Genomic DNA, 25,127 nt, shown 5'->3' with positions numbered 1-25,127 from the left:
ATCTTGTCATTCTAACATACGAGGCTCAGGAGTCAAGGCTGTTCACTATTTTTACAGGTTTTGCTCTTTGGTCATAGATGGAGACAGGGTGAGTGTTATTTCCTTATTGAACGGGGTCATCAGATTCACCAGTACTGTCTTGCAGTTACTCTGCAGCTTGGCCTCACGTACCGAAGCCGCCAGATGCGCAGCCTCACCCCCAGTCAGCTCGATCCAGTCCTCCCCGCATTCATAACGGAGCGTTCCGCCGCTCCAGAGATAACAATCCTCTTCTACAGCCTCCAGTTCGCCTGAGGTGAAGCTGCCCTCCTTACCGAAAACAAAGGACAGCTGGGTCATTACCTCACCCGGCTCCTCACACTGAAGGCGGATCGCCCAGCCGGTAGCGGTACGGACGGCCTCTGCCTCTGCGCGGAATGTCTGCTCATGGGTAAGCGGACGGATATGGTGCGGAAGCAGATACCATGGACTGACCGGCGCGCCGGCCGTTTCAGGCAGCCGCTCCGTTTCCACGGGTCCGTAGTATCCCTTCTTCTGTTCTCCCGCCAGCCGGTAACCTTCCGGCAGCCTGCTCATATCCTGCATCGGCACAAATCCCGGATTGAAATAGGAAGCCAGCTGTACAGCCAGCAGCCGTACCCCGCCATGCCGCAGTGCGAAGAAGGATGGAGTCTCTGTCATCAGTGTTACGCTGGTATCCCCGTCCCGGTAGCGGGCCACCGGAGCCCCGAAATCGGTATGCATCCGGCTGTGGGAAATCCGCCCCTGATGGCCTGCTGCCTCCATGCCTGCAAGATAGCCGTGCCGCAGAAACTCACCGTTCAGGATTGTCTCGTACCGCTCAGGGAGGACAGCCTCCGCCGCTGGCGCTGCTGCAGCTCTGGCTCCAGCAGCATCCGCACCAGCGCGTTCACCGAGCAGAAGCCTGGATTACTGAGCGACCGGCCGGCCCATTCGGCCATCCCGGCGAATACAGGATCGTTATCCAGCCGGGCCAGGATGGCATACGGTAAATAATAAGGGGACAGGTCATGCACATGCCCCAAATCCTGCCGCCCGGAATAGTCGGTCACGACCTCACCCGACGGATGGACGAGATAGACCATCATCCGCAGGTTCAGGCGGACGGGTTCCAGCAGCTGCGGGCGGTTCAGCAGGCGGGCGGTGTGGATCAGCATAATATCGCTGACTGCGCTGTATATGCCGTTGCTGCGCTCGGTCCATTCCCCGTCCGGCGTAATATCCATGCCTTCGGCCAGCCACTGCTCTGCCCGCAGGACGGCTTCCGGCAGTCCGAACAGCTCATGCAGATATGCCAGAGCCGCACTGATCACCCAGCGGTGATTCGGCGTATGGCCGCCGCCTGTAAGCATAGCCGGAATGGTGCGTTCCAGAAACAGCCGCATCCTGCCAAGCACAGGCGCAAGCGGCGCCCAGTCCTGCCGGGACAGCAGCTGATACAGCTGGGCATAACCGACGATCACAAAGGCTGTATCCGGCGGAGAGTGGAAGTTCGTCCAGCCCGGGGAGATTGTACCGTCCGCATGCTGGCCGCGCAGCACGAACTCAGCAGCCAGCTCAAGCCTCCCCAGCAGCTGTTCATCATGGTAGTATTTCGAATCGGGGTTCACCAGCGCGGCTCCCCAGTAGCACATCTCGGTTGGCGTACCGGTCGTATGATTGACCCAGGCAACGCCGGTGAAAGGATCAATCGTTCCGCCGTAATAGCGGCTCTCCGGATCGAGCACCTGCCGGGCTAAGCCTTCTTCCACTGCTCTGTCGTTGCTGTCCACCAGTTGCTTATACATTGTCATTCCTCCATGTTAGCATTTAACACCCGGCACCGCCGTCAGTTTCATTACAGCCGCTCCAGCTCTTTCCGCACACGCACCGGTATTTCAGCAAACAGCTCGTTCCACGAAACGAATAAGTCGTCCCGGTGCGCATACTCCCAGATCCTATAGACTCCCGAAGGAGTAAACCGGCAGGTCTGCAGATAACGGCGCACCTTCTGATCTGTGGCTTCATCCGAAGCCAGCAGCCCGCGGAAGCAGTCACCGTAGATCAGCCCGTCCGCCCCCGCTGCCTCCTGCGTACAGGCGGCAAAGCCCGGCAGCAGCTCAAACACCTCAGGCAAGGGTGAGAGCGCATGCTTGCCGGGCTGCACATACAGGCTGGTGCGGGTATTGCTCAGATTGGTACGGCCGCGCAGCAGGCCTTTCAGATATTTGCCGTGAAAGCTGGCTTCGACGTCTGCGACTTCACCGTTACTGCCGATATAAACCCATACATGCTCCAGATCGTACAGATGCTGAATATCGTAATCGTAATAAATAGCGTATTCCACGACAGCCGCAACATCCGGCCGGCTCACCTTAAGCCTGCGCGGGAAGGAAGGCGAAGCCCCGTCCTCCCGCAGTACCGTTACGCCGAAACGAACGGGGTAAAAAGGCTCGTTCCGGTCAAACAGCAGACCGGGAGCATAGGCGGCCGCCAGTCTGCGCTCTTCACCGCTTAATCTGTCCTTTGCACTAGGCATCAGAGCGCCCCCCGTGCCGCCAGCTTGGCCGTAAGCAGACGGTGGCTCTCATGAATATCCTCCGGCAGGCAGGCCGCCTTCAGCTCATATACTTTCACCTGTGCCCGCTCAATCATCGGCAGATAAGCATCATAGAAATGCATATCTCCGCTGTTTACGTAGGGGCACCAGTGATCCGAGAGCCCGATGGTCTCGTGAATATGGACGCCGACAATATCATTCATCAGCCCGTCCATCTCCCCCACACTGTCGTACAGCCCCAGACGGTCCATCATAATGGCATGACCGGTATCGTACCAGATACCGACCGGCGCGCCCTTCAGCGCCCGGATGATTCTTTTGGCTTCGGCGAGCGTCGGTATCTGCTGCGGCCGGGAGCGTGTCTCGATGCCGAAGCGGATGCCGCTCAGCCCCTTGGCAGCCGCCTTATCGCATACTTCGTACAGGCTCTCGGTAATAGTCCGCACATATCCGGCACTGTACGTCTCCCGCCGCTCCAGCAGCTCCGCCCACTTGCTGCGGAAGGCGTCGGAATCCTTGCCCTCCCCGCTGTAGAGCTGTTCCAGCTCCTTGGCGATATCATTCGGGAAGGGAACTTCACCGGGATGGACAACTACTGCCTCACCGCCGTAGCGCTGTGCATACTCGGCAGAGCGGATCAGCAGTTGGATGGCCCGCTGCCGCTTCTCTTTATCCTCGAAACCGAGCAGCACGGAATCCGTACCGTAATCAGGGTCCGGAACATGAGGGAAGGTGTTATGAACACTGGAAATGCCGATCTCCCCCCGCTCAATCATCGGCTCAATCGTCCCCAGCATCTCTTCAGTCACATTATAGTTCAGCTCCACCCTGCGGAAGCCTAGCCCGAGAATTTCCCTTAGCAGCCCGTCTCCTGTCGTGTGGCGCTTCATATTCCAGCAGGTTGAGAATGAAAATGCCCCTTTGTCTTCCAAAATTGCGTTCTCCTTTCCTGATCCCACGAATATACCCTTATCCGTTAACCCTTAACGGCACCCAGCATAACACCGCTGACAAAATACTTCTGCAGCCACGGATAGACGAGCAGAATCGGCACTGTAGCGAAGATAACCGTTGCTGCCTTCAGGCTTTCCGGAGTCAGCGCAGTGCGGTTCGCACCCTCCATTTGTGTTAGCTCGGAGACCATGTTGTTCTGTACCATCTGGAATAGCTTGAGCTGCAGCGGATACAGTTCCGGGCTGTTGATATACATCAGCGCATCCTGGAAACCGTTCCATCTGCCGACTGCATAGAAGAGGGCCAGCGTTGCCAGCACAGGCATGGACAGCGGCAGAACGATGCTAACCAGCGTACGGAAGAAGGAGCTGCCGTCGATCTCGGCCGACTCTTCCAGACTCTGGGGAATGTTGTTAAAGAAGGAGATCAGGATAATCAGATTGAACGGACTGACCAGACCGGGCAGAATAAGCGCCCAGGTGGAATCAAGCAGGCGCAGGTCGCGCATCAGCAGATATTCAGGAATAATCCCGCCGCTGAAGAACATGGTAATAATGATAATAACCATAAACGTTTTGCGACCCTTCAGGTAACCCTTAGTAAGCGGATAGGCTGCGGCAATGGTGAAGAGCATGCACAGCCCGGTTGTCGCCGCTGTCAGCAGCACCGTATAACCGAGGGAACGGATCATTGCATTATCCGAGAACACCTGCACATAGGCATTCCAGTTCAATTCAATCGGAAAAATTGTAACTTCGCCGGAGGTAATGGCCCGGTTGGAGCTGAGTGATACTGCAATAACATGCAAGAACGGAGCCAGGCAGAACAGAACGAACAAGGCCACACAGGTAACAACGACAATTTCGAATATCCGGTTTGAAGTACGTTCACTCATAGTACTCCGCCTCCTTCCTCTTTATCAGATAATACCGTCGCCGGTCATTTTTTTCGAAATATAGTTGGAGCCAAGAATGAATACAAGACCGACCACAGCCTGGAACAATCCGACTACGGTAGCCAGGGTGTACTGGCCGGATTCAAGACCGATCCGGTAGACAAAGGTACTCAGCACATCGGAATATTCACGTACCGCCGTATTTCCGATAACATATGGGCGGTCGAAGCCGATGCTTACCATTTTGCCGAGATTAAGAATAAGCAGAGTGACGATTGTCGGCTTGATGCTTGGCAGCGTAATATACCAGATCTTCTTCATCCGCGTTGCTCCGTCAACCTCAGCTGCTTCAAACAGCTCTCTGTTTACGCCGGTGAGTGCTGCCAGATAGAGAATCGTTCCCCAGCCGGCACTCTGCCAGACCCCTGTAAACAGGTAGGTGATGAGCCACGGGCCTTTTTCAGTCAGGAAAGGAATCGGGTTCAGCCCCAGGCCTTGCAGTACCTCGTTAATCATACCGGACTGGTTGCCGAACAATTGATAGACAATCCCCCCGATAATAACCCAGGAGATGAAATGAGGGATGTAAAGAATGGTCTGCGAAATCTTTTTGAACCAGGCACTCTTAATTTCATACAGCATGATTGCCAGAATAATAGGGGCCGGGAAAGAAACTATCAAATCCAGAAAGTTAAGCATAAAGGTGTTGCGCAGCGCGGTGTAAAACTCTCTCATGTTAAAAACTTCACGGAATGCATCGAACCCGATCCACTCACTGCCGCCGATTCCCTGGAACAGATTAAAGTCCTTAAAGGCAATCTGCACACCGTACATCGGCCCGTAACGGAAGATAAAGAAGTAAATGAGTGGCAGTGAAAGCAGCGCGTACATTTGCCAATACCGCTTCAAGTAGCTGACTTTACTCAAGCCGGTTCCCTCCTTGGGAAGAAAAACCGGACGAAGCGGCGTACCTGCTCCCTCCGGTTCTTCTTTTTATATTTATTGTGTTTACAGTTCCTTCAGTGCTGCTTCCAGTTCTTCTTTAAGCTGGGTTCCGCCAAGGGACATGAAGTCCTTCATTTCCTGCTCGTAAACCGCATCGAATTGCTCCGGTTTAGCCATCGCAGTCTTAACGATAATTACGGCCAGCTTGTCATTGAGCGTAGTCCCGTATTTGGATTCCGCTTCAATCGGTTTACCGAAGACAATTGGACCAACGGTATCGGTATTGGCAATATCAATGGATTGCTTCAGCATTTCCTGGTTACGTTCCGGGAAGCCGCTGATCCATGCTTTTTCATTCGTTGCCTGGTCGCCGATGTTCTTGCCGTTAGAGATGATCGCCATGTCGCCTGCATTGAACAGACGGTCAGCGAACTCCTGGGCAACATCCGCTTTAACTACCGGGATACCGTCAACCAGATCATAGTTTTCGCCTTCAACCCCGCTGTAAATATCGATCAGATTGTTGTCCGAAGCCATCCAGTCCAGATATTTAATGGCCTCCACGGCACGTTTGCTGCTCTTCGGAATCATGATGTACATCCCGTTAGACGCATAACGCGATTTAATGTGCTTGTTGCCCTCATTGGCGTTGGTCAGAACATCTGCCGCCGTCACTTTGCTGCCCGGTACATTTTTGTAGAGATTATCCAGTGTACCTTCAGCGTAGAAGATATTGTCCACATCTTCAGACCAGTAGCCGACATTGCCGTTCTGGATATCCTTTGCCAGCTGCGTTTTATCTTCATCCAGACTGAAGTCCTGGCTGACCAGCCCTTCATTGTAGAGCTTGTTCAGGAACTGCATCGCATCCTTGAAGCCGTCATGCAGCGGCAGCTCATAGCGCTGGCCGTAAGTGAGATCGCCCTTTATCGGTTTGATGAAGGAATAGATCAGTGTCTCGAACTGGGCCGGAGCGAGCGCCATGCCCATCGGGATATTTTTGCTGCCGAGGCCGCCCGGATCTTTATCTTTAAACGCTTTCAAAGTCGTGTATAGCTCATCCGTTGTGGTCGGCACCGGAAGGCCCAGCTTATCCAGCCAATCCTGGCGGATGTAGGAGCTGTAACGGCCAGTGATTGCCCGCTTACCCGGAATGGACATCTGCTTCCCGTCAAGCTGCCCGAATGCCAGTGTATCCTCACCGAGGAATTTTTTCAGATTCGGCCCGTGCTCATCAATCAGCGCTCCGACATCCGTCAGACCGCCCTGCTGGGCGTAACGGTAGAACACGCTGGAATCATAAGTGAACACAATATCAGGCACATCAGTGTTGCTGGCCATCAGTACGTTCAGTTTCGTAACTTCCTCGGAGCGCTGAACCGGAACATATTCGACATCAATGTTGTTCGGATCACCGAACCGTTCCTGCACCATATTGGAGAGATAGTTGTTGGTAATGGTATAAGGCGCAGGGCTGTTACCACGGTCGAAGATTTCCACCTTAAGCGTAACGCGCTCTTTACTGCCCCCGTCGGTTGCTGTTCCTCCGTTTGATGCCGTATTCGCGTTTCCGTTTGCATTAGAGGAACACCCGGCCAGCAGGGACATCCCCATTACTGCGCTTAACCCGATTCCCAATGCCTTCTTCAGAACTTTCTGGTTTGCATTCACTGTCATTGTGCCATCTCCTTCGCCTCTGCGGCTATAATGGTGACTTTATGAATCCCCCAACCTCACATCCGAGCTCCCGTACCGCCCTTCTTTAGAAAAGAATGCTTTTTACGCTTACGCCGCCTTTACTTCCTGCCGCCTAAGGTTCCGGGATGACCACAGTATTCCACACTTTCCGGAGCTCTGACAATAAACCTGTTTCGGATTGCAAAAACGCCTGAAATTCGGACTTCCGGTTTATCCGACCAACCATTTTCGTATGATAAACCGCTTTCAAATAAGCAAAATAAAGGCCGTATCCCTGTCTGGACGCCCCTTTTCAGAGACATTCGGACAGATCACACGGCTGATTGCGGATGGATATATTCAGCTGATTTTTTAGGAGGCAAGACTTGCGTTATTGTTCAGCGTGAACTGCTTCTGCCTAATCAGGCTTTGCCCGATTCCCGGCGTTTGAGCTGGCGGTAATCCCCCGGTGTAATGCCGGCAACCCGTTTGAATACTCTGCCGAAAGTAATTGCATTGGCATAGCCTACCTGAAGCGCGATATCCTGCAGCGGAGAATCGGTTTCCGCCAGCAGCTGCTCGGCCTCTTTCATCCGCAGCTCAGTTACGAAATCCACGAACTTCATTTTAAATTCAGTTTTGAACAGATAGCTGGCATATTTGCCTGACACCTGAAACCGGTCGCTCAGATGCTTCAATGAGAGATCAGGATTAGTAAAATTCTCTTCGATATAATTTTTCATCTCGGTGACCATCGCCCGGTAGCTCTTGGTTTCACTGGCCGAAACATAGGTACGGAACAGATCGGTCAGATACTCCAGCAGAATATTTTTCATCTCATCCAGCGACTCGGCTTCTTCAAGCCCTTTTAACCGGATAGAGGCCGTTTCCGCGGACAGCTCATCCTGCAGCTCCTCTGACATCACGGCTACCTCACGGCTCAGCATCTGCAGCATCGCCTGAATCAGGGAACGGATATCATCATCCTGAAGGAAATTTTGCTCAAAAGCCTCGAAAATCCGCTCCAGCTGCTCACGCCACAGACCGCTCGACATCCGGAACTGCTTAACGAACTCTGCGATCATCTGCAGATAGGTATAGGTCTCCAGGAGCGGCTGGCGTGCTTCCCCGTATTCTGCCAAGGCGATATCCCCGCTGCGGAGCAGCTTATGCTGCATGACATATTCGGCCCCCGCATAGGATTCACGGATCGTACCGGGTCCTTTTACAGCAGGGCCGATGCCGAAGCTGAGCGAGATCCGCAGGTTCTGCTCCACCCAGAAGCGGCAATCTTCCGCAAAGACACGGATCCGCTCGGTCATTTCCTCATCGCTGCCGGTACCCAGGAACAATATCGCTACCCGCCGCGTTCCGACCCACTCCGCCCAGCCCTGCAGCTCGGCGTTACGTGCAAGCTCCTGAAACACATTCATCAGGGCAAACTTGAGCGTATTCTGATCTCCTCTGGTATAACGTTCCTCAAAAACACGCTCATAGCGGTTAATTTCACTGAGCACGACTGTAAAACGCGAGGAGGAGTCAGCACCCGTAAGCGGGGACAGCTCCTCCATCCGCCCTATGACATCATCCAGCCGCTCGCTGTGCAGCAGATCGGTGAACAGCTTGCTGCGCTGAAGCAGCAGATTTTCCCGGCTTTTGCGGTCATAGTCGGTCATGTGGTTGATCAGATCCTCCAGCACCCCGTCAATGAGCATCATTTCGTCGGGTTTGTCTTTCGACTGATCCATCTGCCGGATCTGATGGCCTTCTATGCGGTTCATAATGACCTGAATCGGTTTATAGTTGCGCCGGGTTACATAGACCAGGTAAAAAATTGCGCAAATCACTGTGCCGATGGCAATAGCCACCCACAGATAGGAAATGACCGACACCCAGCCGAACAGGTTCCCTGCCTTAATTCCACTTGCGAAGGTCCAGCCGAGCCGCTTAAGGTGCAGTGTATTCAGCTGCTTGCCGCTTGACGCCCCCTCATGGTCGGAATGTGCCTGGTAGACTGTTTTGCCGTCGCCGTCCAGGATCGTCACAAAAGAAAGCTGCTGATTGACCATACTGTCAACAAGCTGCTCAATCCCGCTCATTTTGACATTGATGACAAGCACTCCCTCAGAGCCGAAGGGCAGCGGCATCGCTTTATTAATAGTAAGCACACGTATCGGTGTACGCTGTACAAGTTCAGTCTTATAGCTGCGGACAGGCTGCCAGTCTTCCGGCAGCGGGCCGGAGGTGACCTGTCTGATCCAGTCCTCGTCTATAAAGCCGGAGAGCTCTTTTAATCCAGTTTCTGTTAAAACGCTTTCATTAATTTTGTCATACAGATAAACAGACTGAATGTAGGAGGATTCATGAATGAGGCTGCGCAGACTCTGGGCAACCGCATAGACAGATCCGGTATCCGGCTTGCCGGCGTTATTGAAATACTGCTTGTAGACATCGCTGCGCTCCACTGAATCCAGCACGGACAGCTCCACTTCCCTGATCGTCTTATCAATATTATCTATGAGATAGCTGGCTGAGATCCGGTCTGCCTTTTTCGTTTCCATCCGGGAGATATCATTAATAAATACAAACGAGGCAAAAATCAGGATCGTTACGGTGAGCAGGAAAATAGGAAAATAAGAAAGCAGTAATCGGCGATACCAGGTACGAAACAATAGACAACCTCCTCCACAACCGTTAGGATACCAGGCCGCGGTCCGGCCGTTCAGGTGCATATGCTGCCTGGAAGGCAGCTGTTTATAATTAGGGCTGCGTGCTTTCAGGGACAAGCCCCGTTTCTGCAGGAAAAAGCTAAAACATTAATAAGGTTAATCAATATAAAGGCTTATGAATCACAGACGAGCCTATGTTCGGATTTCTGCCATTATAGCACATGCTCCCCGGACCCGGCCAACGGGTAAAATTGGCATTTCCTGGACATAATTTCTTCCCCTCTCTGTATGACAGACACTATAGGAAGAAACCTGATACAGCCGCATGATTCCGCTGTGGAGGAGAGCCGGTTAGGATGGCGGAATCAGTGCGGGACGGGATAATAGGGATAGATTCGGGATAGATGGAGGTAGCATGGTATTGATCAGGACGGATAAATGGGAAAAGCACGTGAAAACACAGAAAAGCGGGATTCCCACTGTTTCCGGTCAGTTCCCGTACAGCAGAAAATCACCCTGACGGGTGATAGGTTTGAAACTATTCCATTCGAGCGCAACATTGGCTCTGTACTGGCAGCCGAGAGAGTGAGCTTTGGGCCGCCCCGCTCTTGATGGATGCGGTGTCGAGACAGGTGCTCGCTAATTCAGTGCTGGTTCCCAGGGTTGGCGCCGTTAAGGGGATTTTTCCCCTTAATGGGGCTACACCGCTCAAGTTTAGGTGCCGTTTCGAAGATTTTTCCCGTTCGGGCGCACTCTGAGGCCAATCTGTCTAACCGCAGCTATTCTCACCAGCTATTGGAGTACTCCCGCCACCCACCTCATTCGGAATGATGTTTAAAGCTGCACACCAACCTGTAGCCCGTACGCAGATATCCACCCAACGCCTCTCTGCCGTCGAGCACGCCGACTTGATTCTGGTACTGGATAACGGGCATATTAGGGTGCTTTCCAGTTCGCACTTTCAGTTGCCCTTACCTGACCCCTGCACTTTACACCATGTAGCCCTACCTACCAACATCCACACCTCGCGTATCTCAGACTCTACATTCATTCTGCACCTGTCAGCTGCTATATCCCTGGTTCTGGCACCCCTTTACACTGGCTCACATCACCCTGTATCCGGCGCGCTTCCTTTCCCCTTTGCACCTTGTTATTACACCTCCGCCAGAAAAACCAGCCGGAAGGCCGGCTGGGAGCGCCTATCTCCCGCCGGCTTCGGCAGCAATCGCTAACTTACAGCCCGCTCGTTTCCCGGATATACTTCCGCGCTTTAATCGCATATTCCAGCGGGTCGGCCAGAGCCGGGTCCTGCTCTGCCTCAACTACGAACCAGCCGGTATAGGAAGAACCGGCCAGTTCAGCAAATATATCAGCGAACTCGATGCATCCGTCACCTGGCACAGTGAACGCACCCGCTTTTACCGCCTGCAGGAAACTTAGCTTCTCGGCAATAACACGCCGGACTACTTCCGGGCGGATGTCCTTTAAATGAACATGCCTGATCCGCGGCAGATGGGCGCGCAGCACCTCAAGCGGATTTTCACCGGAAAAGGCCAGGTGTCCGGTATCAAACAGCAGGGAAACTTCAGCCGGATCCGTGAGCTCCATCAGCCGGTCGATTTCCGCAGCCGTCTGCACACCAGTGCCCATATGGTGATGATAGACGATTGCCATCCCTTTTTCGGCGGCCAGGCGGCCCAGCTTGCCCAAGCCTTCGGCCAGCAGCGCCCACTCGCCCTCTGTAAAGACAGGCTTGGCATCAAACAGCGGCGTATCCATCTGCCCCTGAATGCTCCGGCCCTGTTCGGAGACGACAATGACCTTGGCTCCCATGGCATGCAGAAAATCGCGGTGCGCCACAAAGGCTTCGGCCGTCTCCTCGTACGGCCGCACCGTCAGATGCGCGCTGAACCAGGCGCTGGCAATCTGCAGGCCGCGCAGCCCGAGCGCCCGGTGCAGCACCTCTGGAGAACGCGGATACTTGTTGCCGACCTCGCTGCCCTGAAACCCGGCCAGTGCCATCTCGCTGATGCACTGCTCGAAGGTGTTGTTCCCGCCCAGCTCAGGCATATCATCATTGGTCCAGGCAATGGGTGCAATCGCCAGCCGGACCGCCTCTTCTTTGAACATCAATGTTCTTCCCCTTCCATTTATGACAGGTATGTCCGGCTCGGCCGGCCGTTGCAGCCCGTTGCAGTTCCGGCAGCCTCAGTAGCTGCGCGCTTTATCGAGACCGATCAATCGCTGACTATATGCCGCCTGCACGCTCTCCTTGCCGGATACTTCCGCCACACCGACATGCCACCAGGCACCGTAGCCGTGGGTCATCGTCTTCGGCAGCACCTTGATGTCGATCAGCGTGGATTTCTCACTCTTCTTCGCCGCCTCCAGCGCGCTGCGCAGCTGCTCGGCTGTCGCCGCCCGGAAGGTCTCCACCCCATAACCGGCTGCGCTCGCTGCATAGTCGATCAGCATCAGCTCGCCGCTCAGCTGGCCGTCTGCTCCCCGGCGGCGGAATTCCGTCGCCATGCTGTCCAGGCCCTGCTCCATCTGCAGATTGTTGATGCAGCCGAAGCCTGCATTATCCAGCAGAAGGACGTTGATCTTCTTGTTCTCCTGCAGGCTGGTCACCAGCTCGGAATGCATCATCTGATAGCTCCCGTCTCCGACAAGGGCGTATACCTCGCGCTCCGGCTCAGCCAGCTTGATGCCGAGTGCACCGGCGATTTCATAACCCATGCAGGAAAAGCCGTATTCCATATGGTAAGTATCCGGCACGGAAGATTCCCACATCCGCTGCATATCTCCCGGCAGACTGCCTGCCGCTCCAATAGCAATGGCATCCTGCGGAATAAGCTCATTGATAATGGCAAGCACCTGCGTCTGTGTAAGCGAGGTGTTCAGCACCCCGGCATACTCAGGCAGCTTGTCGTCAAGGTGACCGGCAATTTCAGGCACAAACGGTGCCGGTTCATCTCCCTGCACAGCTTCAGCCGCACCGGAAGCACCGGGCCCTCCGGCTACACCCGCAGCCGCATCGCCTGCCAGGTATTCAACACTCGCCAGCCGCGCTCTTTCCGCAGCCCAGGCCTGCTTCGCTTCCGTGATCTCATCCGTATAGGCGGAACGATAGCCGCGTTCCTCCAGCGCATCGGATAACGCTTTCAGCCCTTCGGCAGCATCGCACACCACCGCCAGCGCATCCAGCTTGGCCGCATGGTAAGGCGACGCGTTAAGGGTCACAAACTGCACGCCGGGATGGGCGAACAGGCTCTTTGAGCCTGTGGTGAAATCGGTGAACCGGGTGCCGGCGCCGATAACCAGATCGGCTTCCGCAGCCAGCGTATTGGCGCAGCCGTTGCCGGTAACGCCCAGGCCGCCCAGGTTATAGGCGAAGTCGCTGGCGACAGCGCTTTTGCCGGCTTGCGTTTCGCCGAACGGAATGGCGAATTTCTCCGCGAAATCGCGAAGCGCAGCTCCGGCATCGCTGTAGCGCACACCGCCGCCGCACACCAATAGCGGACGCTGCTTACCGGCAATCAGCTCGGCTGCCGCCGCAATCTCCTCCGGATGCGGCAGTCGGCGGGCAATCTTATGAACGCGTCTGCGGAAGAAGTCAGCCGGATAATCCCAGGCCTCACCCTGAATATCCTGCGGCAGCGCGATCGTCACCGCCCCGGTGTCAGCCTGATCGGTGAGCACCCGCATCGCGTTCAGCAAGGCCGACATCAGCTGCTCCGGCCGGTAGATCCGGTCCCAGTACTTGCTTACTGCCTTGAAGGCATCGTTGACTGTAATCGACAGATTATACGTATGCTCCATCTGCTGCAGCACCGGATCGGGCTGGCGGGTAGCGAAGGTATCTCCCGGCAGCAGCAGGACGGGAATCTGATTCGCCGTCGCTGTCGCGGCAGCCGTCAGCATATTGGCCGACCCCGGACCAACGGAGGCCGTACAGGCCATAATCCGCCGCCGCCGGCTCTGTTTGGCAAAGGCAGTCGCCGCATGCACCATCCCCTGCTCATTACGGCCCTGATACACCTTCAATTCACCCGGGTTCTCCTGAAGCGCCTGCCCAAGACCAAGCACGTTGCCGTGGCCGAAAACAGTAAACACACCCTCTACAAAGCGCTCCGGCCCGTCGCCGAAATCGACATACTGCTCATTCAGAAACTTCACCAGCGCCTGCGCCGTTGTTAATCTGATCCGTTCCACTTGAGTTCCACCCTCCTGTATCGTTACTGCCAGCGGGCAGTGACAACCTTTTTACGCGTATAGAATTCAACTCCGTCAGTGCCGTTTGCATGCAGATCGCCGTAGAAGGAATCCTTCCAGCCGGAGAACGGGAAGAAGGCCATCGGAGCCGGTACGCCTACATTGACACCCAGCATGCCTGACTCGATATGTTCACGGAAATAGCGGACTTTTCCACCGTCATTTGTAAAGATACAAGCCCCGTTTGCAAAACGCGAAGCGTTGGCCAGCTCGACTGCATCCTCCACACCCTTGACCCGGACAACCGAGAGGACAGGCGCGAAGATTTCTTCCTGCCAGATCTTCATCTCCTTAGTCACTCCGTCAAATACCGTAGGTCCGACAAAATAGCCCTGACCCGCAGCCGCAGCATCCTCCCGTCCGTCCCTGAGCAGCTTCGCGCCTTCGGCAACGCCCTGCTCGATGTAAGCAACCGTTTTGTCCTTATGCCCCTGACGGATAACCGGTCCCAGGAAGGTGTCTTCCTCCAGCCCATTGCCGATCGTCATCTTTCCACATTCGCGCAGCAGGATGGAGATCAGCTCGTCAGCTACATCTTCTTGTACAGTGACTACGGAACAGGCCATGCAGCGCTCTCCGGCAGAGCCGAAGGCAGCGTTGATAATCTGTGTAGCGGAAGCCTCAAGGTCGGCATCTGCCAGTACGATGGAGTGGTTTTTGGCCCCGGCCAGCGCCTGAACCCGTTTCAGGTGCTCCGTACCTTTTTTATAGACATATTCAGCAACAGGCTGTGATCCGACAAAAGAAATCGCCTTAACGCCAGGGTGCTCCAGCAGGCCGTTAACGACATCATGCGCACCGTTGACCACATTAAGCACACCTTTAGGCAGCCCGGCTTGCTCCATCAGCTCCACTAGACGTGCAGCCAGCAGCGGTGTACGCTCGGACGGCTTCAGCACAAAGGTATTGCCGCAGGCAATCGCCAGCGGGAACATCCAGCAGGGAACCATCATCGGAAAATTAAACGGAGTGATTCCGCCGATGACTCCGATCGGATAGCGGTACATTCCCGATTCAATCCCGGTCGCAATATCCGGCAGCTGCCGGCCCATCATCAGCGTCGGAGCGCCGGCTGCAAATTCGACACACTCGATGCCGCGCTGTACCTCGCCGTAGGCTTCTTTATAGCTTTTTCCGTTCTCAAGCGTAATGGTTCTCGCAAGGTCCTCCCAATTTTCAACCAGCAGCTGCTGATATTTAAAAAGAATCCGGGCCCGCCGCGGCACCGGGGTCTTCGACCAGCCGGCAAAAGCCTCCTCGGCCGCAGCCACAGCCCGGTCAACATCCTCTCTGCCGGACAGCGGAACTCTGGCCAGCTCTTCGCCTGAGGCCGGATTGAACACCGGTTCTGTCTGCTCGCTTTTTGCCTCAACCCACTCTCCGCCAATATAGTTTTTCAGCACTTCTACGTTTTGCTGTGCCATTACTGTCCACTCCTTCATCTCTGTTGATGTTTGATACTAATCAAATACTATATAAAAACCGCTGCATATCTCCTTTTAAGGCTGACTAAGCACCGGAGACCACTTCTTCATTGGACTGCAGGAAGGCTTCCAGCTCTTCCAGGGTCGGCATGGCATCCGAACAGCTGTGCCGCGAGATTACAATCGAAGCCGATGCGCTGCCGCGCCGCATAGCTTCACTGACACTGTCGCCCTGCATCAGACTGTGGATGAAGGCCGAGGCGTAGGAGTCGCCTGCACCGAAGGTCTTCAGCACCTTGGCCGGGAAAATCCCGCTCCGGTGATTCAATCCGTCTGCCGTATAGGCAATCGAGCCGCTTCCGCCGTGCTTGATTACAACCAGCTTCGCCTGCTGCGAGAACCAGCGGGCTGCCGTCGCTTCGTCATCCGCATCTGTCACATTGTACAGATTCTCCATCATGTTGAATTCCTCGCGGGTGCCGATGATGCAGTCACATTTCTCAGCGGCCAGGTTATAGTAGACAGCCGTTTCAGCGGCAGATTTCCAGGTATAAGGGCGGTAATCGAGATCAAAAAATACAGTCACATCATGTCTGCGGGCAAATTCCAGCGCCAGAAACACCGCTTCGCGGGAAGGGCTCTGTGCCAGTGCGGTGCCGGAGATCAATAGCGCTTTGGACTGGCGAATGTAATCCTCCGAAATTTCGTCTGTATTCAGCAGCAGGTCAGCCACGTTATCGCGGTACATCAGAATGCTGCATTCCTGCGGACTTTTAATTTCTGTAAAAGCAAGACCCGTCACAGCACCGGTATGATCAACGCACACCTGGCTGTCATCAATGCCGTCCTTCTGCAGATAGCTCCGGATAAACCGGCCCATCTGATCATCGGCCAGCTTACCGATGAAGCCGGTGCGCATGCCCAGCCGCGCCGTTCCGATTATGATATTGGCCGGAGAGCCGCCGACATACTTGGTGAATGTCATGGTCTCCTCCATAGGTCTTCCGGTTTCATTGGCATTGAGGTCAATACAGAGCCGGCCGACGGCGACTAAATCGAGCGGACGGGCGGGATCGAACTGCAGATCGTTCATAGTGATGCCTCCTTGAAAAAGCTTGAGAAGAAATGAATGATAATTGCCGGGATACAACGGGAGCAGGGTGAGCGGAACAGAATGTTATGGGTTCATTAGGAACGTTGGTGTTCTTAAAATACCGGTCTGACAGGGAGGGAAAGGGTAAGCGCTTAACCTAATTTTATAAATAGTATAGGCGAGAATATCCGGTTTGGCAATCCTAAATTTGAAAGCGATCTCAAATTTTCTGTTACCTCACGCAAAAGACATGGATCAATAACGTTTTCGCATTAAAAAAAGACCCGTCTCCACCGTCTTGGGGGACCGGGTCCTGAAGTTTTTGGTCTTGGATCATTTGCTCTCGAAAAACGGAGCTGGCTGCAGCAATCTAGCGCAGATCTCTAGCGCAGGTCTCCGAGCAATCCACTGGCACTGGGCTCTGGAAGGTTGTTCCGCCAACCGTACCTGACAAATCCGGCTTTACTCCGGTGCCGGCCCGGTTGAATGGCGGATGACCAGCTCCGGCATCAGCATGATTTTGCGTCTGGGGCTGTCCGGATTATCTATGGATTCGTTCAGCAGAATCATCGCCTGCTCGGTCATCTCACGCAGCGGCTGGGCGATGCTGGTCAGCGTAGGGTGGCAGATTTCTGCCAGCACCGTATTATCGAAGCCCACAACAGACAAGTCGCGGGGAATGGACAGGCCTGCGCTGCGCGCTTCCTTCAGGACACCGATCGCCAGCAGGTCGTTACAGGCGAATATAGCTGTCGGCCGCTGCTCCTCTGCCTGCCCAAGCATAGCCGCAGCTGCCCGACGTCCATTTTCCAGGGTAGCTGACGTATGCGTAATATTGGCCGGATTGTCAAACGGGACACCCGCATCCTTCAGGGCATCAAGAAAACCTTCGGCCCGCAGCTTGCTCCCCGGCAGATTGTCGGAGATGATGCCCAGCTTCCGGTGGCCCAGGGACAAGAGGTACTCCGTCGCCTGATACCCGCCCTTGTAATCATCCACGGTAACGCTGCTGCTCTCCAGACTGCGGATTTCCGCCGAGAAAAGCACCAGCGGTACCCGGTCTGCCAGCAGGCGGCGGATCATATCCGTTTTGCCCGTGTGGGAGGCGATGATCAGGCCGTCCACTCTTTTGCGCAGCAGCAGCGAGGTGTATCTGGCCGCTTTTTCATCATCACGGTCTGTACTGCAGACAATCAGGTCACTGCCCTGCTGCTGGGCATAATCTTCGATCCCACGCGCCGTCTCTGCAAAAAAGGGGTTAGCAATATCGGGAATCATCAGCCCGATCGTCCCCGTCCGGCGGCTCGTCAACGCAGAAGCTACCAGACTCGGCTGGTAATTAAGCTCCTCCATGACCTGATTTACCTTATCCCGTGTCTTGTCGCTGATCCTGCCGTTATTATTGAGCACCTTGGACACCGTAGCAATAGAGACTCCGGCTTCCCGCGCCACATCATAAATTGTAGGTTTCATTGTTTTGAAAACCGCCTTTACGTTCTTGCCGTCTTATACCTCGATTATAGGGAACTCGTCCTGAAGTGTCTATTCGCTGGTATTGTCGTTTCACCCGCTGCTGCTGCGGCACCGGCCCGCCGGCCGCTTCGATGCCACTCAGCAATGCTTCGCCTTGCCAGCATCATCAGATGCAAAAAGGGAGCCTCCGCCTTGCGGAAGCCCCTTGAAACCAACTCTATACTGTGGGCCTATTCCTCCTGGCCTCCGGGAGTATGCCCGGCCGGTCTGAACAGCCATTCGTGATCGGGGTCGTTATGGAATACCCAGGTACGGACCGGTCCTGCCATCACATTGAGATAATAGGAATCATAGCCCGGCGGTGCTGATACCGGATGGTAGCCTTCCGGAACAAGCACCACGCTGCGGTCCGGCACGGCCATCGTCTCATCGAGGCTGCGGTCGTCGTTGTACACCCGCTGCACCACGAAGCCGTGCGCCGGGTTTACCCGGTGGTAATACGTCTCCTCCAGGTAAGACTCTGCCGGCAGGTTATCCTGGTCGTGCTTATGCGGCGGATAGCTGGACCAGTTGCCGCCGTCCGTGCGCACCTCCACCACCAGCAGGCTCTCAGCCTCACTGCTCTCCGGCAGGATATTGACTACGCGGCGCGACATGCTGCCGTAACCGCGGGCTTCAGCTGCCATATCGGACGGCGCAATCAGCCGGGGCGGATATTTACCGGAACCCGGGGCGAGACAGACAGCGAGCTCTAATTCCGTCAGGGCCGTCACCTCATAGCGTCCTCCTGCAGGAACATAGACCGCATACGGCGGCAGATCTTCAAAGACCGACATGCGTTCTCCTATACCCGTAAACAGCTGGTCGTCCGCCTTCACATCCGCCTTGCCCGAGAGCAGTACCAGGCAGATCTCATTGTCTCCGGTATCGCGGCTCAGTGTATCGCCCTTCTGCAGCTGGTACACTTCAAACCCGACATACTGCCAGCCGGCGCTCTCCTTGCTGACTGCTGCAACAAGCCCGTCCTTGCCGGGCGCGCCAGCCTTGATCAAATAATCAGACATTCTCACAGCTCCCTCCGTGTTCAAGATAAGCCTCTGCTTACATGGCTTCTATCTCCGGGCGTTCCTCGCCGGCACAGACCTTCAGCTTAACCGGAAGCCCGGTCCGGTGCGATTCCAGAGCCGCCTCAGCAATGAGCTGGGCCTGCTGTCCGTCATAACCGCTGCAGACAGCCGGTTCCTGCAAAATGATAGACTGGGCGAATGCGGCAACCTCATCGGTGAACGCCTGGTTGTAACGCTCCAGGAAAAAGTGCAACGGCTGATCACGGGTAACCGCCGTGGCTGTAGACACCTCGACTGTGGTCTGGCGGCAGTTATCGGCCACTGCCGCTCCCTGTGAGCCGAATACCTCAACCCGCTGGTCATAGCCGTAGACGGCCTGCCGGCTGTTATCAATCACACAGATAGCGCCGCTGGTGAAGGTCAGCGTAATGACTGCTGTATCCACATCGCTGCAGCGTCCGAACATCGGGTCAATCAGATTGGCACCCCTGGTATAGACCTCTGCCACTTCCTCGCCCATCAGATAACGGGCCATATCAAAATCGTGAATGGTCATATCCATAAACATTCCGCCGGAGGAGAGAACATAGGCTTCGCCGGGCGGCTGCGGATCACGCGAGGTAATCTTCACAATATGCGGTCTGCCCAGCTCACCCGCCTGTACCAGCTGCTTGAGCTTGCGGAAATTAGGGTCCATGCGGCGGTTGAAGCCAACCTGGAGCAGCACGCCGGCTTCTTTGGCAATCTGCAGGGCCCGGCTTGTTTCGGCCGAGGACATGCTGATCGGCTTCTCGCAGAAAATATGCTTTCCGGCCCGCGCCGCCCGCTCAATCCACGAGGCATGAGTGTCTGTCGGTGTGCAGATGAACACGGCGTCGATCTCCGGATCATTCAGAATGGCTTCCCCATCCGTAAAAACAGCTCCGAGCCCCCGGCTCTCCGCCCAGGCAACCAGTTCCTCGGTCATATAAGCCTCTGAAATAGATTTCAATTTATAAGACGGCATCACACGCAGATTATCGGCATGCAGACGTCCGATTCTTCCGGCGCCGATAATGCCTACTGTTACTTGATTGACCATACTCGCTTATCCTCCCTCAAGGTAAGCGCTTAACCTTTCCGAGATCAGTATACTTCAAGCCGCCGCAAGCTACAAGTATTTTTTGATTTTGATTCTTATCCGGCCTTTGCATTTGCTCTAACGGATCGCGGTACTGATTTCACTCTAAAGATCCGTTCCACCGGGCTAACGTAAGGCTATTATTTCCCCAAAAGAACCCCCCCCCAGCTAACGGACCGTAGCGCCGTTATTCATCAAAAAAGGCATCCTAATCCTGGCTAACGGACCACAGCGCCCTTATTCCTTTACCGGCAGCCGCAAACAGGAATAAAATCCGATAATAACGCCTCTGGAGTCCGTTAGATTATGGATAGGGTCCCTTTTGCCGAAATAAGGGCTCCTCGGTCGTTACCAGCCGACGCATCTTAAAATTCCAGTCAAGGCGAGTTGATACGGCAACAGAAGGTTTGCCTGTCATTACTGGCCATCCTTTCTTAAGAACGCACAGTAAAGACCCATAGCCGCCGAGCTTCCCCGGCGGCTGACGTCTGCTTTAAATCCTCTTGCATTACCTCCTACTACCGCCACGCTAAATCCGCGGACGATAACAGAAGCCTGTCTGGTCACGGCCGCACGTTAGCAATAATGCAGCGCTTCCCCGAGCGCAACCAGCGTCATCGCCTGGCCATAAGCCATCGGGGCAATAATAATCCCCTTGTAATCGTCCCTGGTTTTGCCGATCGGCGTACCGCCGGATACACCAAGCACCGTTCCTTCAGCGTCGATCCGGTCCAGCACCGCCTGAATCGCCTTCAGTGCCGGCTGCGCATACTCCCCGGGCAGCAGCCCTCTGCGCACGCCATGCAGAATACCTGCAGCGATGGCTGCCGAGCCGGAAGTCTCGGTGTAGCTGTCTGGATCATCCAGCAGCGTATGCCATAGCCCGTCTGCGCTCTGGCAGTCCAGCAGCGCTTCGGCCTGTGCCTGCAGCACCTGCTGTAGATACGTGAACACGCCGTCCTCCAGATACGGGCGCATCAGCTCCAGATATTCCGGCAGCCCCAGGCTGAACCAGCCGTTGCCGCGGCACCAGAAGGCTTCGCTGAAATTATGGCGGCCGGTGAAATGCCAGCCGTGATAGAACAGCCCGGTCTTTTTGTCATACAGATATTTGATATGCAGCAGCAGCTGATGCAGCGAAGTCTGCCGCCACTCAGGCTTATCGTACTTCACACCCATCTTGGCCGTGAACAGAATGGCCATGAACAGCGTATCGATCCAGATTTCATTCTGATTGAGTGTAACCTCACTCTTGTCGGCTCCGGTTGTGACATGCTGGTAACCCTGCTCTACAGTGCGCGGCAGCCCGTTCATCAGCCATTCCACCCACTCCAGGCTCAGCTCCTCCGCCTCATCCAGCTCCATCAGCGACAACAGCGGGGCGGTCGTATTGATATTCCGGCTAGGCAGCCCCTTGTCCATCTGCCGGGCCATCCACGGCTTGGCGTAGGCAGAATAACGCCCGTCGGCAAAATGCCGGTCCAGCTTCTGCAGGCCGTACAGCCCGACGCCCTGCGGCCAGTCCCACTCCTCCATCCCGAAATCACGGGCAAAATAGCCCCGCCGCCCGGCATCCTCGCCTAAGGTTTGCAGCTCTGCTTCGTTATCCGGCCGGTCCAGATTCAGCAGCTTATCTGATACCTTGTTCAGCTTGCTGATGATTTCCGCCTGATCCAGCTGTGTTTCTTTTACATTCATCATTAGTTCCCCTCTCCTGTCTGCTCCAGGCCCAGCCTGATTCTGAACGTTCTGATTTCATAAGGTCTGATCTGAAAATTCAGTTCTCCTGCCTGCCACTCGCCTTCCGGCACCTCCATCAGATTGCACTCCTGCCAGGCAGTAATAACGTATCCGCTTTCAATCCGCACCTGACTGCGCGCACCGGCATACTCATGCAGACGCAGCACTACATCAGCGCCTTCTTCGGAACGCTTTACCGCATCAAGCAGCACATATCCCCCGTCAATGGAGAAAAGCGGTTTAAGTGGCAGCCGGCCCGGCACGGCACGCAGCGGATTGTTCAGCTCCCAGGCTTCCCGGACCACTCCGCCCAGGACAAAATCACCCTCATGCGGATACAGCGCATACGTAAAAGCATGATGCCCCTGATCCTGCTCCGGATTCGGATGAACAGCTGATTTCAGCAGCGTCAGCCGCAGCACGCTGTCCTTGATGTCGTAGCCGTATTTACAGTCGTTGAGCAGCGCCACGCCGTACCCCTGCTCGCTGACATCCGCCCACTGGTGGCCCACGGTTTCAAACCGGCATAATCCCAGCTTGTATTCCAGTGGGTCGGCCGTCTGACATTGCCGAACTGGATGTCATAGGTTGCTTCAGTGGCATGAACATCAACGGGGAAGGCCACCTTAAGCAGCTGGTTATGCCCGTGCCAGTCCATTTCTGTGCGGAAATCAATCCGCGCTGTATCCCGGTAGAAGATAATGTCCTGGGTAATGGTTGTACGGTTATACGTCCAGCCCATGCGCAGCACCGCCCGCAGCGGGCCATTCTCGGTGAGTCTGCATTCTGTAAGCTGCGAGATTTCGGTCATTTTTTCCTGATAAAAAATATCAATATCCCATGCCTCGAAATCCAGCGGCTTATCTTCAAACACCTGAAGCACATTGCCGCGCTGGCCCGGCGCCAGAATCTCCCGGCCGCTGCGGCGGTCGCGCAGCGAGGTGAAGTGCCCCTGCTTGTTCCAGACCGCTTCAATCAGCGGAGTGGTTAGCCGGCCTTCAGCAGCATCAGCAAGCAGCTGTTCTCCCTCCGGTGAGCTTTCAGCCTGTTGAGCCACCGCTTCCAGGACCTCTGTACCCAGAGCCGGCATGGAAGAGATATGCACCAGCCAGCCGCCGTCCGCAGTGCGCTGCTGTACCGGCTGCCTGCCGTCAGAAAACTGAATAACAGCAGCATCCGAAATATCGCCCGGCAGCTCCAGATAACGCGGGCCCTCCCAATTCGAGCTTCCAAGCACAGTAAGGAACCGTCGCCCGTCTGAGTCTTTTTCATCTCCGCCAGCCGGTTCCCCTGCACCGTTGATCAGAGCAAGTGAACGGGCTTCCCCTTCGGCATATTCCAGGTCACTGTCCTGATAGACCTCTTTGATTGAGGAGCCCGGGATAATGTCGTGGAACTGGTTGCGCAGCAGAATCTCCCAGATGCCGCGCAGCTCCTCGGCAGGGTAAGACTCTGCCAGATCGCCGCGGCTCACGCCGGCAAGCGTATACAGCCATTCCGCATCGCGCAGCAGGAGCTCAAGACGGCGGTTATATTTTTTATTGCTGGCCTGTGAAGTATAGGTTCCCCGGTGGCACTCGAAGTACAGCTCGCCGTTCCAGGTATGCACGTATCCGTCCGTTTTTTCAATCCGTTCATGCAGCCCTTTGAAGTAGCCCCCCGCACTGCCTGGTTTAATCCTGGGCATACCCGGAAGCTTGTCGAACCGCCGCCGCAGCTCCAGCATGTCCCGTGTCGGCCCGCCGCCCCCGTCGCCCCAGCCGTAGGCAAACATCAGGTGGTCATTAATTTCCTTATCCTGATATGAATTCCAGATGCCGCGCAGCAGCCCTGCGGTCATCCGGCCGTTGTAGGTGTAGGCATCGCCGTCTTTTTCCGAGGTAGTAATAAAATGAGTCAATATTTCTGAGCCGTCCATCCCGCGCCACCAGAACGTATCATGCGGCATCCGGTTGAACTGGTTCCAGCTGATCTTGGTCGTCATAAAAGTATCAATACCTGACTTGCGCAAAATCTGCGGCAGCGCCCAGCTGTAGCCGAACACATCAGGCAGCCACAGATACTTGCTATCGATGCCGAACTGTTCGCGGAAATATCGCTTGCCCGCCAGAATCTGGCGCACCAGCGACTCACCGGACGGAATATTGCAGTCCGATTCCAGCCACATGGCTCCTTCCGGCTCCCAGCGCCCTTCCTTAATACGCTCCTTGATCTGCCCGAACAGCTCGGGGTAATCCTGCTCCAGATAGGCATACAGCTGCGGCTGCGACTGCATGAACTGGTATTCGGGGTATTCCTGCATCAGCCGCAGGACGGTCGAGAAGGAACGGGCCGCTTTTTCCCGGGTATGCTTCAGCTGCCAGAGCCAGGCGACATCAATATGGGTATGTCCCAGTGCCGTAAGCGTGACATCAAAGGTCTGGGGCATCGCCTCCACCGCCCCGTTCAGGCTGGCGCCTGCCCGGTACATGGAGCTGACGTGCTCTTCAGAGCCCGGCTCGGACCAGTCAATCTCGCGGAACGCAGCGTCCAGCGCCTGCTTCAGCCACTGCTTCTCCGGCTGGTCCCGGCCCAGGTAACGGAAGGTGTCCAGCGCTGCCTGGGACATATAGAACAGATCATCGATCCGCTCATCCAGATATCCGATCATCGCCTCGCTGATCTTGTGCTCCTGCACCCTCGGCGCTCCGCCGCCCTCAAGACCGGACCACAGCCGGAAGACAAGCTCGACCGCCCTGCCGCCAAGCTTATCATCGAAAATAACTTCCCTGTGGTTGTTATCAACCCCCTGATAAGGCGAACCGTTCACAAACAGCAGCGATTCAAACCCGGAGTTATTGAAGCTCCCCGACTTGCCGAAATCAAACAGGCCTGCGATCTTAAAGCCTTCCTTCTTCTCAGGCAGCACTGCCACTGCACGCAGCCAGACATAGCGGTCCCGCCCGCTCCACTGCTCATTCAGCCGGATTGTCCCGTTAAAGGAGACCTCCTCCGGATAAACACCATTTCTGCCGTCCTCATCCTCCGCGAACTCCAGCTCGGCAAGCTCACTCACTCTGACATATCTGTATTTGCCGACCTCGGCCTGCCGCCGGATCAGCTTTTCCTCCGTCAAAAACATTCTCTCACTCCTTGTATCCGTTTTCATACCGCCAATATAACAAATCCTCCAGCTCAAAAACTATGCTTTATTTGCGGGAATGGGGAGTATTTATTGCATATTTTGCTTTTTCAA

The 25,127-nt window shown here is 55.3% G+C and carries 16 protein-coding genes and 1 pseudogene; all 17 read right to left on the bottom strand.

Annotated features, from left to right (window positions below; all coding sequences use genetic code 11):
- Nucleotides 1-51 precede the first annotated feature (51 nt).
- A complete protein-coding gene (locus AWJ19_RS37555) occupies nucleotides 52-786 on the bottom strand; it encodes a hypothetical protein (protein ID WP_347231094.1) in 735 nt (244 codons plus the stop codon).
- Between the two features lie 35 nt (nucleotides 787-821).
- Nucleotides 822-1,808, bottom strand: coding sequence for a hypothetical protein (locus AWJ19_RS37550; protein WP_347231093.1), 987 nt, complete (start codon nucleotides 1,806-1,808; stop codon nucleotides 822-824).
- Nucleotides 1,809-1,858: 50 nt separating this feature from the next.
- The gene (locus AWJ19_RS08715) at nucleotides 1,859-2,539 is read right to left on the bottom strand and encodes a hypothetical protein (protein WP_068722938.1); all 681 of its coding nucleotides are present in this window, start codon (nucleotides 2,537-2,539) and stop codon (nucleotides 1,859-1,861) included.
- On the bottom strand, nucleotides 2,539-3,495 hold the full coding sequence (locus tag AWJ19_RS08710; RefSeq protein ID WP_241781663.1) for a TIM barrel protein: 957 nt from the start codon (nucleotides 3,493-3,495) through the stop codon (nucleotides 2,539-2,541). The genes AWJ19_RS08715 and AWJ19_RS08710 overlap by 1 nt, the downstream gene beginning before the upstream one ends.
- A 41-nt stretch (nucleotides 3,496-3,536) precedes the next feature.
- Nucleotides 3,537-4,409: a carbohydrate ABC transporter permease gene (locus tag AWJ19_RS08705; protein ID WP_068722936.1), complete on the bottom strand. Its 873-nt coding sequence runs from the start codon at nucleotides 4,407-4,409 to the stop codon at nucleotides 3,537-3,539.
- 24 nt (nucleotides 4,410-4,433) lie between these two features.
- Entirely contained in the window at nucleotides 4,434-5,300 is an 867-nt protein-coding gene (locus AWJ19_RS08700; protein WP_068722979.1) for an ABC transporter permease subunit, read from the bottom strand.
- A gap of 117 nt (nucleotides 5,301-5,417) precedes the next feature.
- Nucleotides 5,418-7,031, bottom strand: coding sequence for an extracellular solute-binding protein (locus AWJ19_RS08695; protein ID WP_068722934.1), 1,614 nt, complete (start codon nucleotides 7,029-7,031; stop codon nucleotides 5,418-5,420).
- Between the two features lie 422 nt (nucleotides 7,032-7,453).
- Entirely contained in the window at nucleotides 7,454-9,703 is a 2,250-nt protein-coding gene (locus tag AWJ19_RS08690; RefSeq protein WP_068722932.1) for a helix-turn-helix domain-containing protein, read from the bottom strand.
- A gap of 1,230 nt (nucleotides 9,704-10,933) precedes the next feature.
- On the bottom strand, nucleotides 10,934-11,830 hold the full coding sequence (gene iolE, locus AWJ19_RS08685) for a myo-inosose-2 dehydratase (RefSeq protein ID WP_068722930.1): 897 nt from the start codon (nucleotides 11,828-11,830) through the stop codon (nucleotides 10,934-10,936).
- A 78-nt stretch (nucleotides 11,831-11,908) separates the two neighbouring features.
- Nucleotides 11,909-13,915, bottom strand: a complete 2,007-nt coding sequence (iolD, locus tag AWJ19_RS08680; protein WP_068722928.1) for a 3D-(3,5/4)-trihydroxycyclohexane-1,2-dione acylhydrolase (decyclizing) — start codon at nucleotides 13,913-13,915, stop codon at nucleotides 11,909-11,911.
- 23 nt (nucleotides 13,916-13,938) lie between these two features.
- Nucleotides 13,939-15,399: a CoA-acylating methylmalonate-semialdehyde dehydrogenase gene (locus AWJ19_RS08675; RefSeq protein WP_068722926.1), complete on the bottom strand. Its 1,461-nt coding sequence runs from the start codon at nucleotides 15,397-15,399 to the stop codon at nucleotides 13,939-13,941.
- Between the two features lie 85 nt (nucleotides 15,400-15,484).
- A complete protein-coding gene (gene iolC, locus AWJ19_RS08670; RefSeq protein WP_068722924.1) occupies nucleotides 15,485-16,492 on the bottom strand; it encodes a 5-dehydro-2-deoxygluconokinase in 1,008 nt (335 codons plus the stop codon).
- Nucleotides 16,493-16,954: 462 nt separating this feature from the next.
- Nucleotides 16,955-17,965, bottom strand: a complete 1,011-nt coding sequence (locus AWJ19_RS08665; RefSeq protein WP_068722922.1) for a LacI family DNA-binding transcriptional regulator — start codon at nucleotides 17,963-17,965, stop codon at nucleotides 16,955-16,957.
- A gap of 230 nt (nucleotides 17,966-18,195) precedes the next feature.
- Nucleotides 18,196-19,029 carry a 5-deoxy-glucuronate isomerase gene (iolB, locus tag AWJ19_RS08660; protein ID WP_068722920.1) on the bottom strand — a complete coding sequence of 278 codons (834 nt, stop codon included), beginning with the start codon at nucleotides 19,027-19,029 and terminating at the stop codon, nucleotides 18,196-18,198.
- A 37-nt stretch (nucleotides 19,030-19,066) separates the two neighbouring features.
- A complete protein-coding gene (gene iolG / locus AWJ19_RS08655; protein WP_068722919.1) occupies nucleotides 19,067-20,113 on the bottom strand; it encodes an inositol 2-dehydrogenase in 1,047 nt (348 codons plus the stop codon).
- Between the two features lie 615 nt (nucleotides 20,114-20,728).
- Nucleotides 20,729-21,853: a glycoside hydrolase family 88 protein gene (locus AWJ19_RS08650; protein ID WP_068722917.1), complete on the bottom strand. Its 1,125-nt coding sequence runs from the start codon at nucleotides 21,851-21,853 to the stop codon at nucleotides 20,729-20,731.
- Nucleotides 21,853-25,013, bottom strand: a pseudogene (locus AWJ19_RS08645) (alpha-mannosidase). The gene AWJ19_RS08650 and the pseudogene AWJ19_RS08645 overlap by 1 nt, the downstream one beginning before the upstream one ends.
- Nucleotides 25,014-25,127: the final 114 nt, after the last annotated feature.

Source organism: Paenibacillus sp. DMB5 (assembly GCF_001517085.1).
GTDB lineage: Bacteria > Bacillota > Bacilli > Paenibacillales > Paenibacillaceae > Paenibacillus_AQ.
The sequence above is the reverse complement of the archived record's forward strand: the minus strand, read 5'-3'. Positions and strand labels throughout refer to the sequence as shown.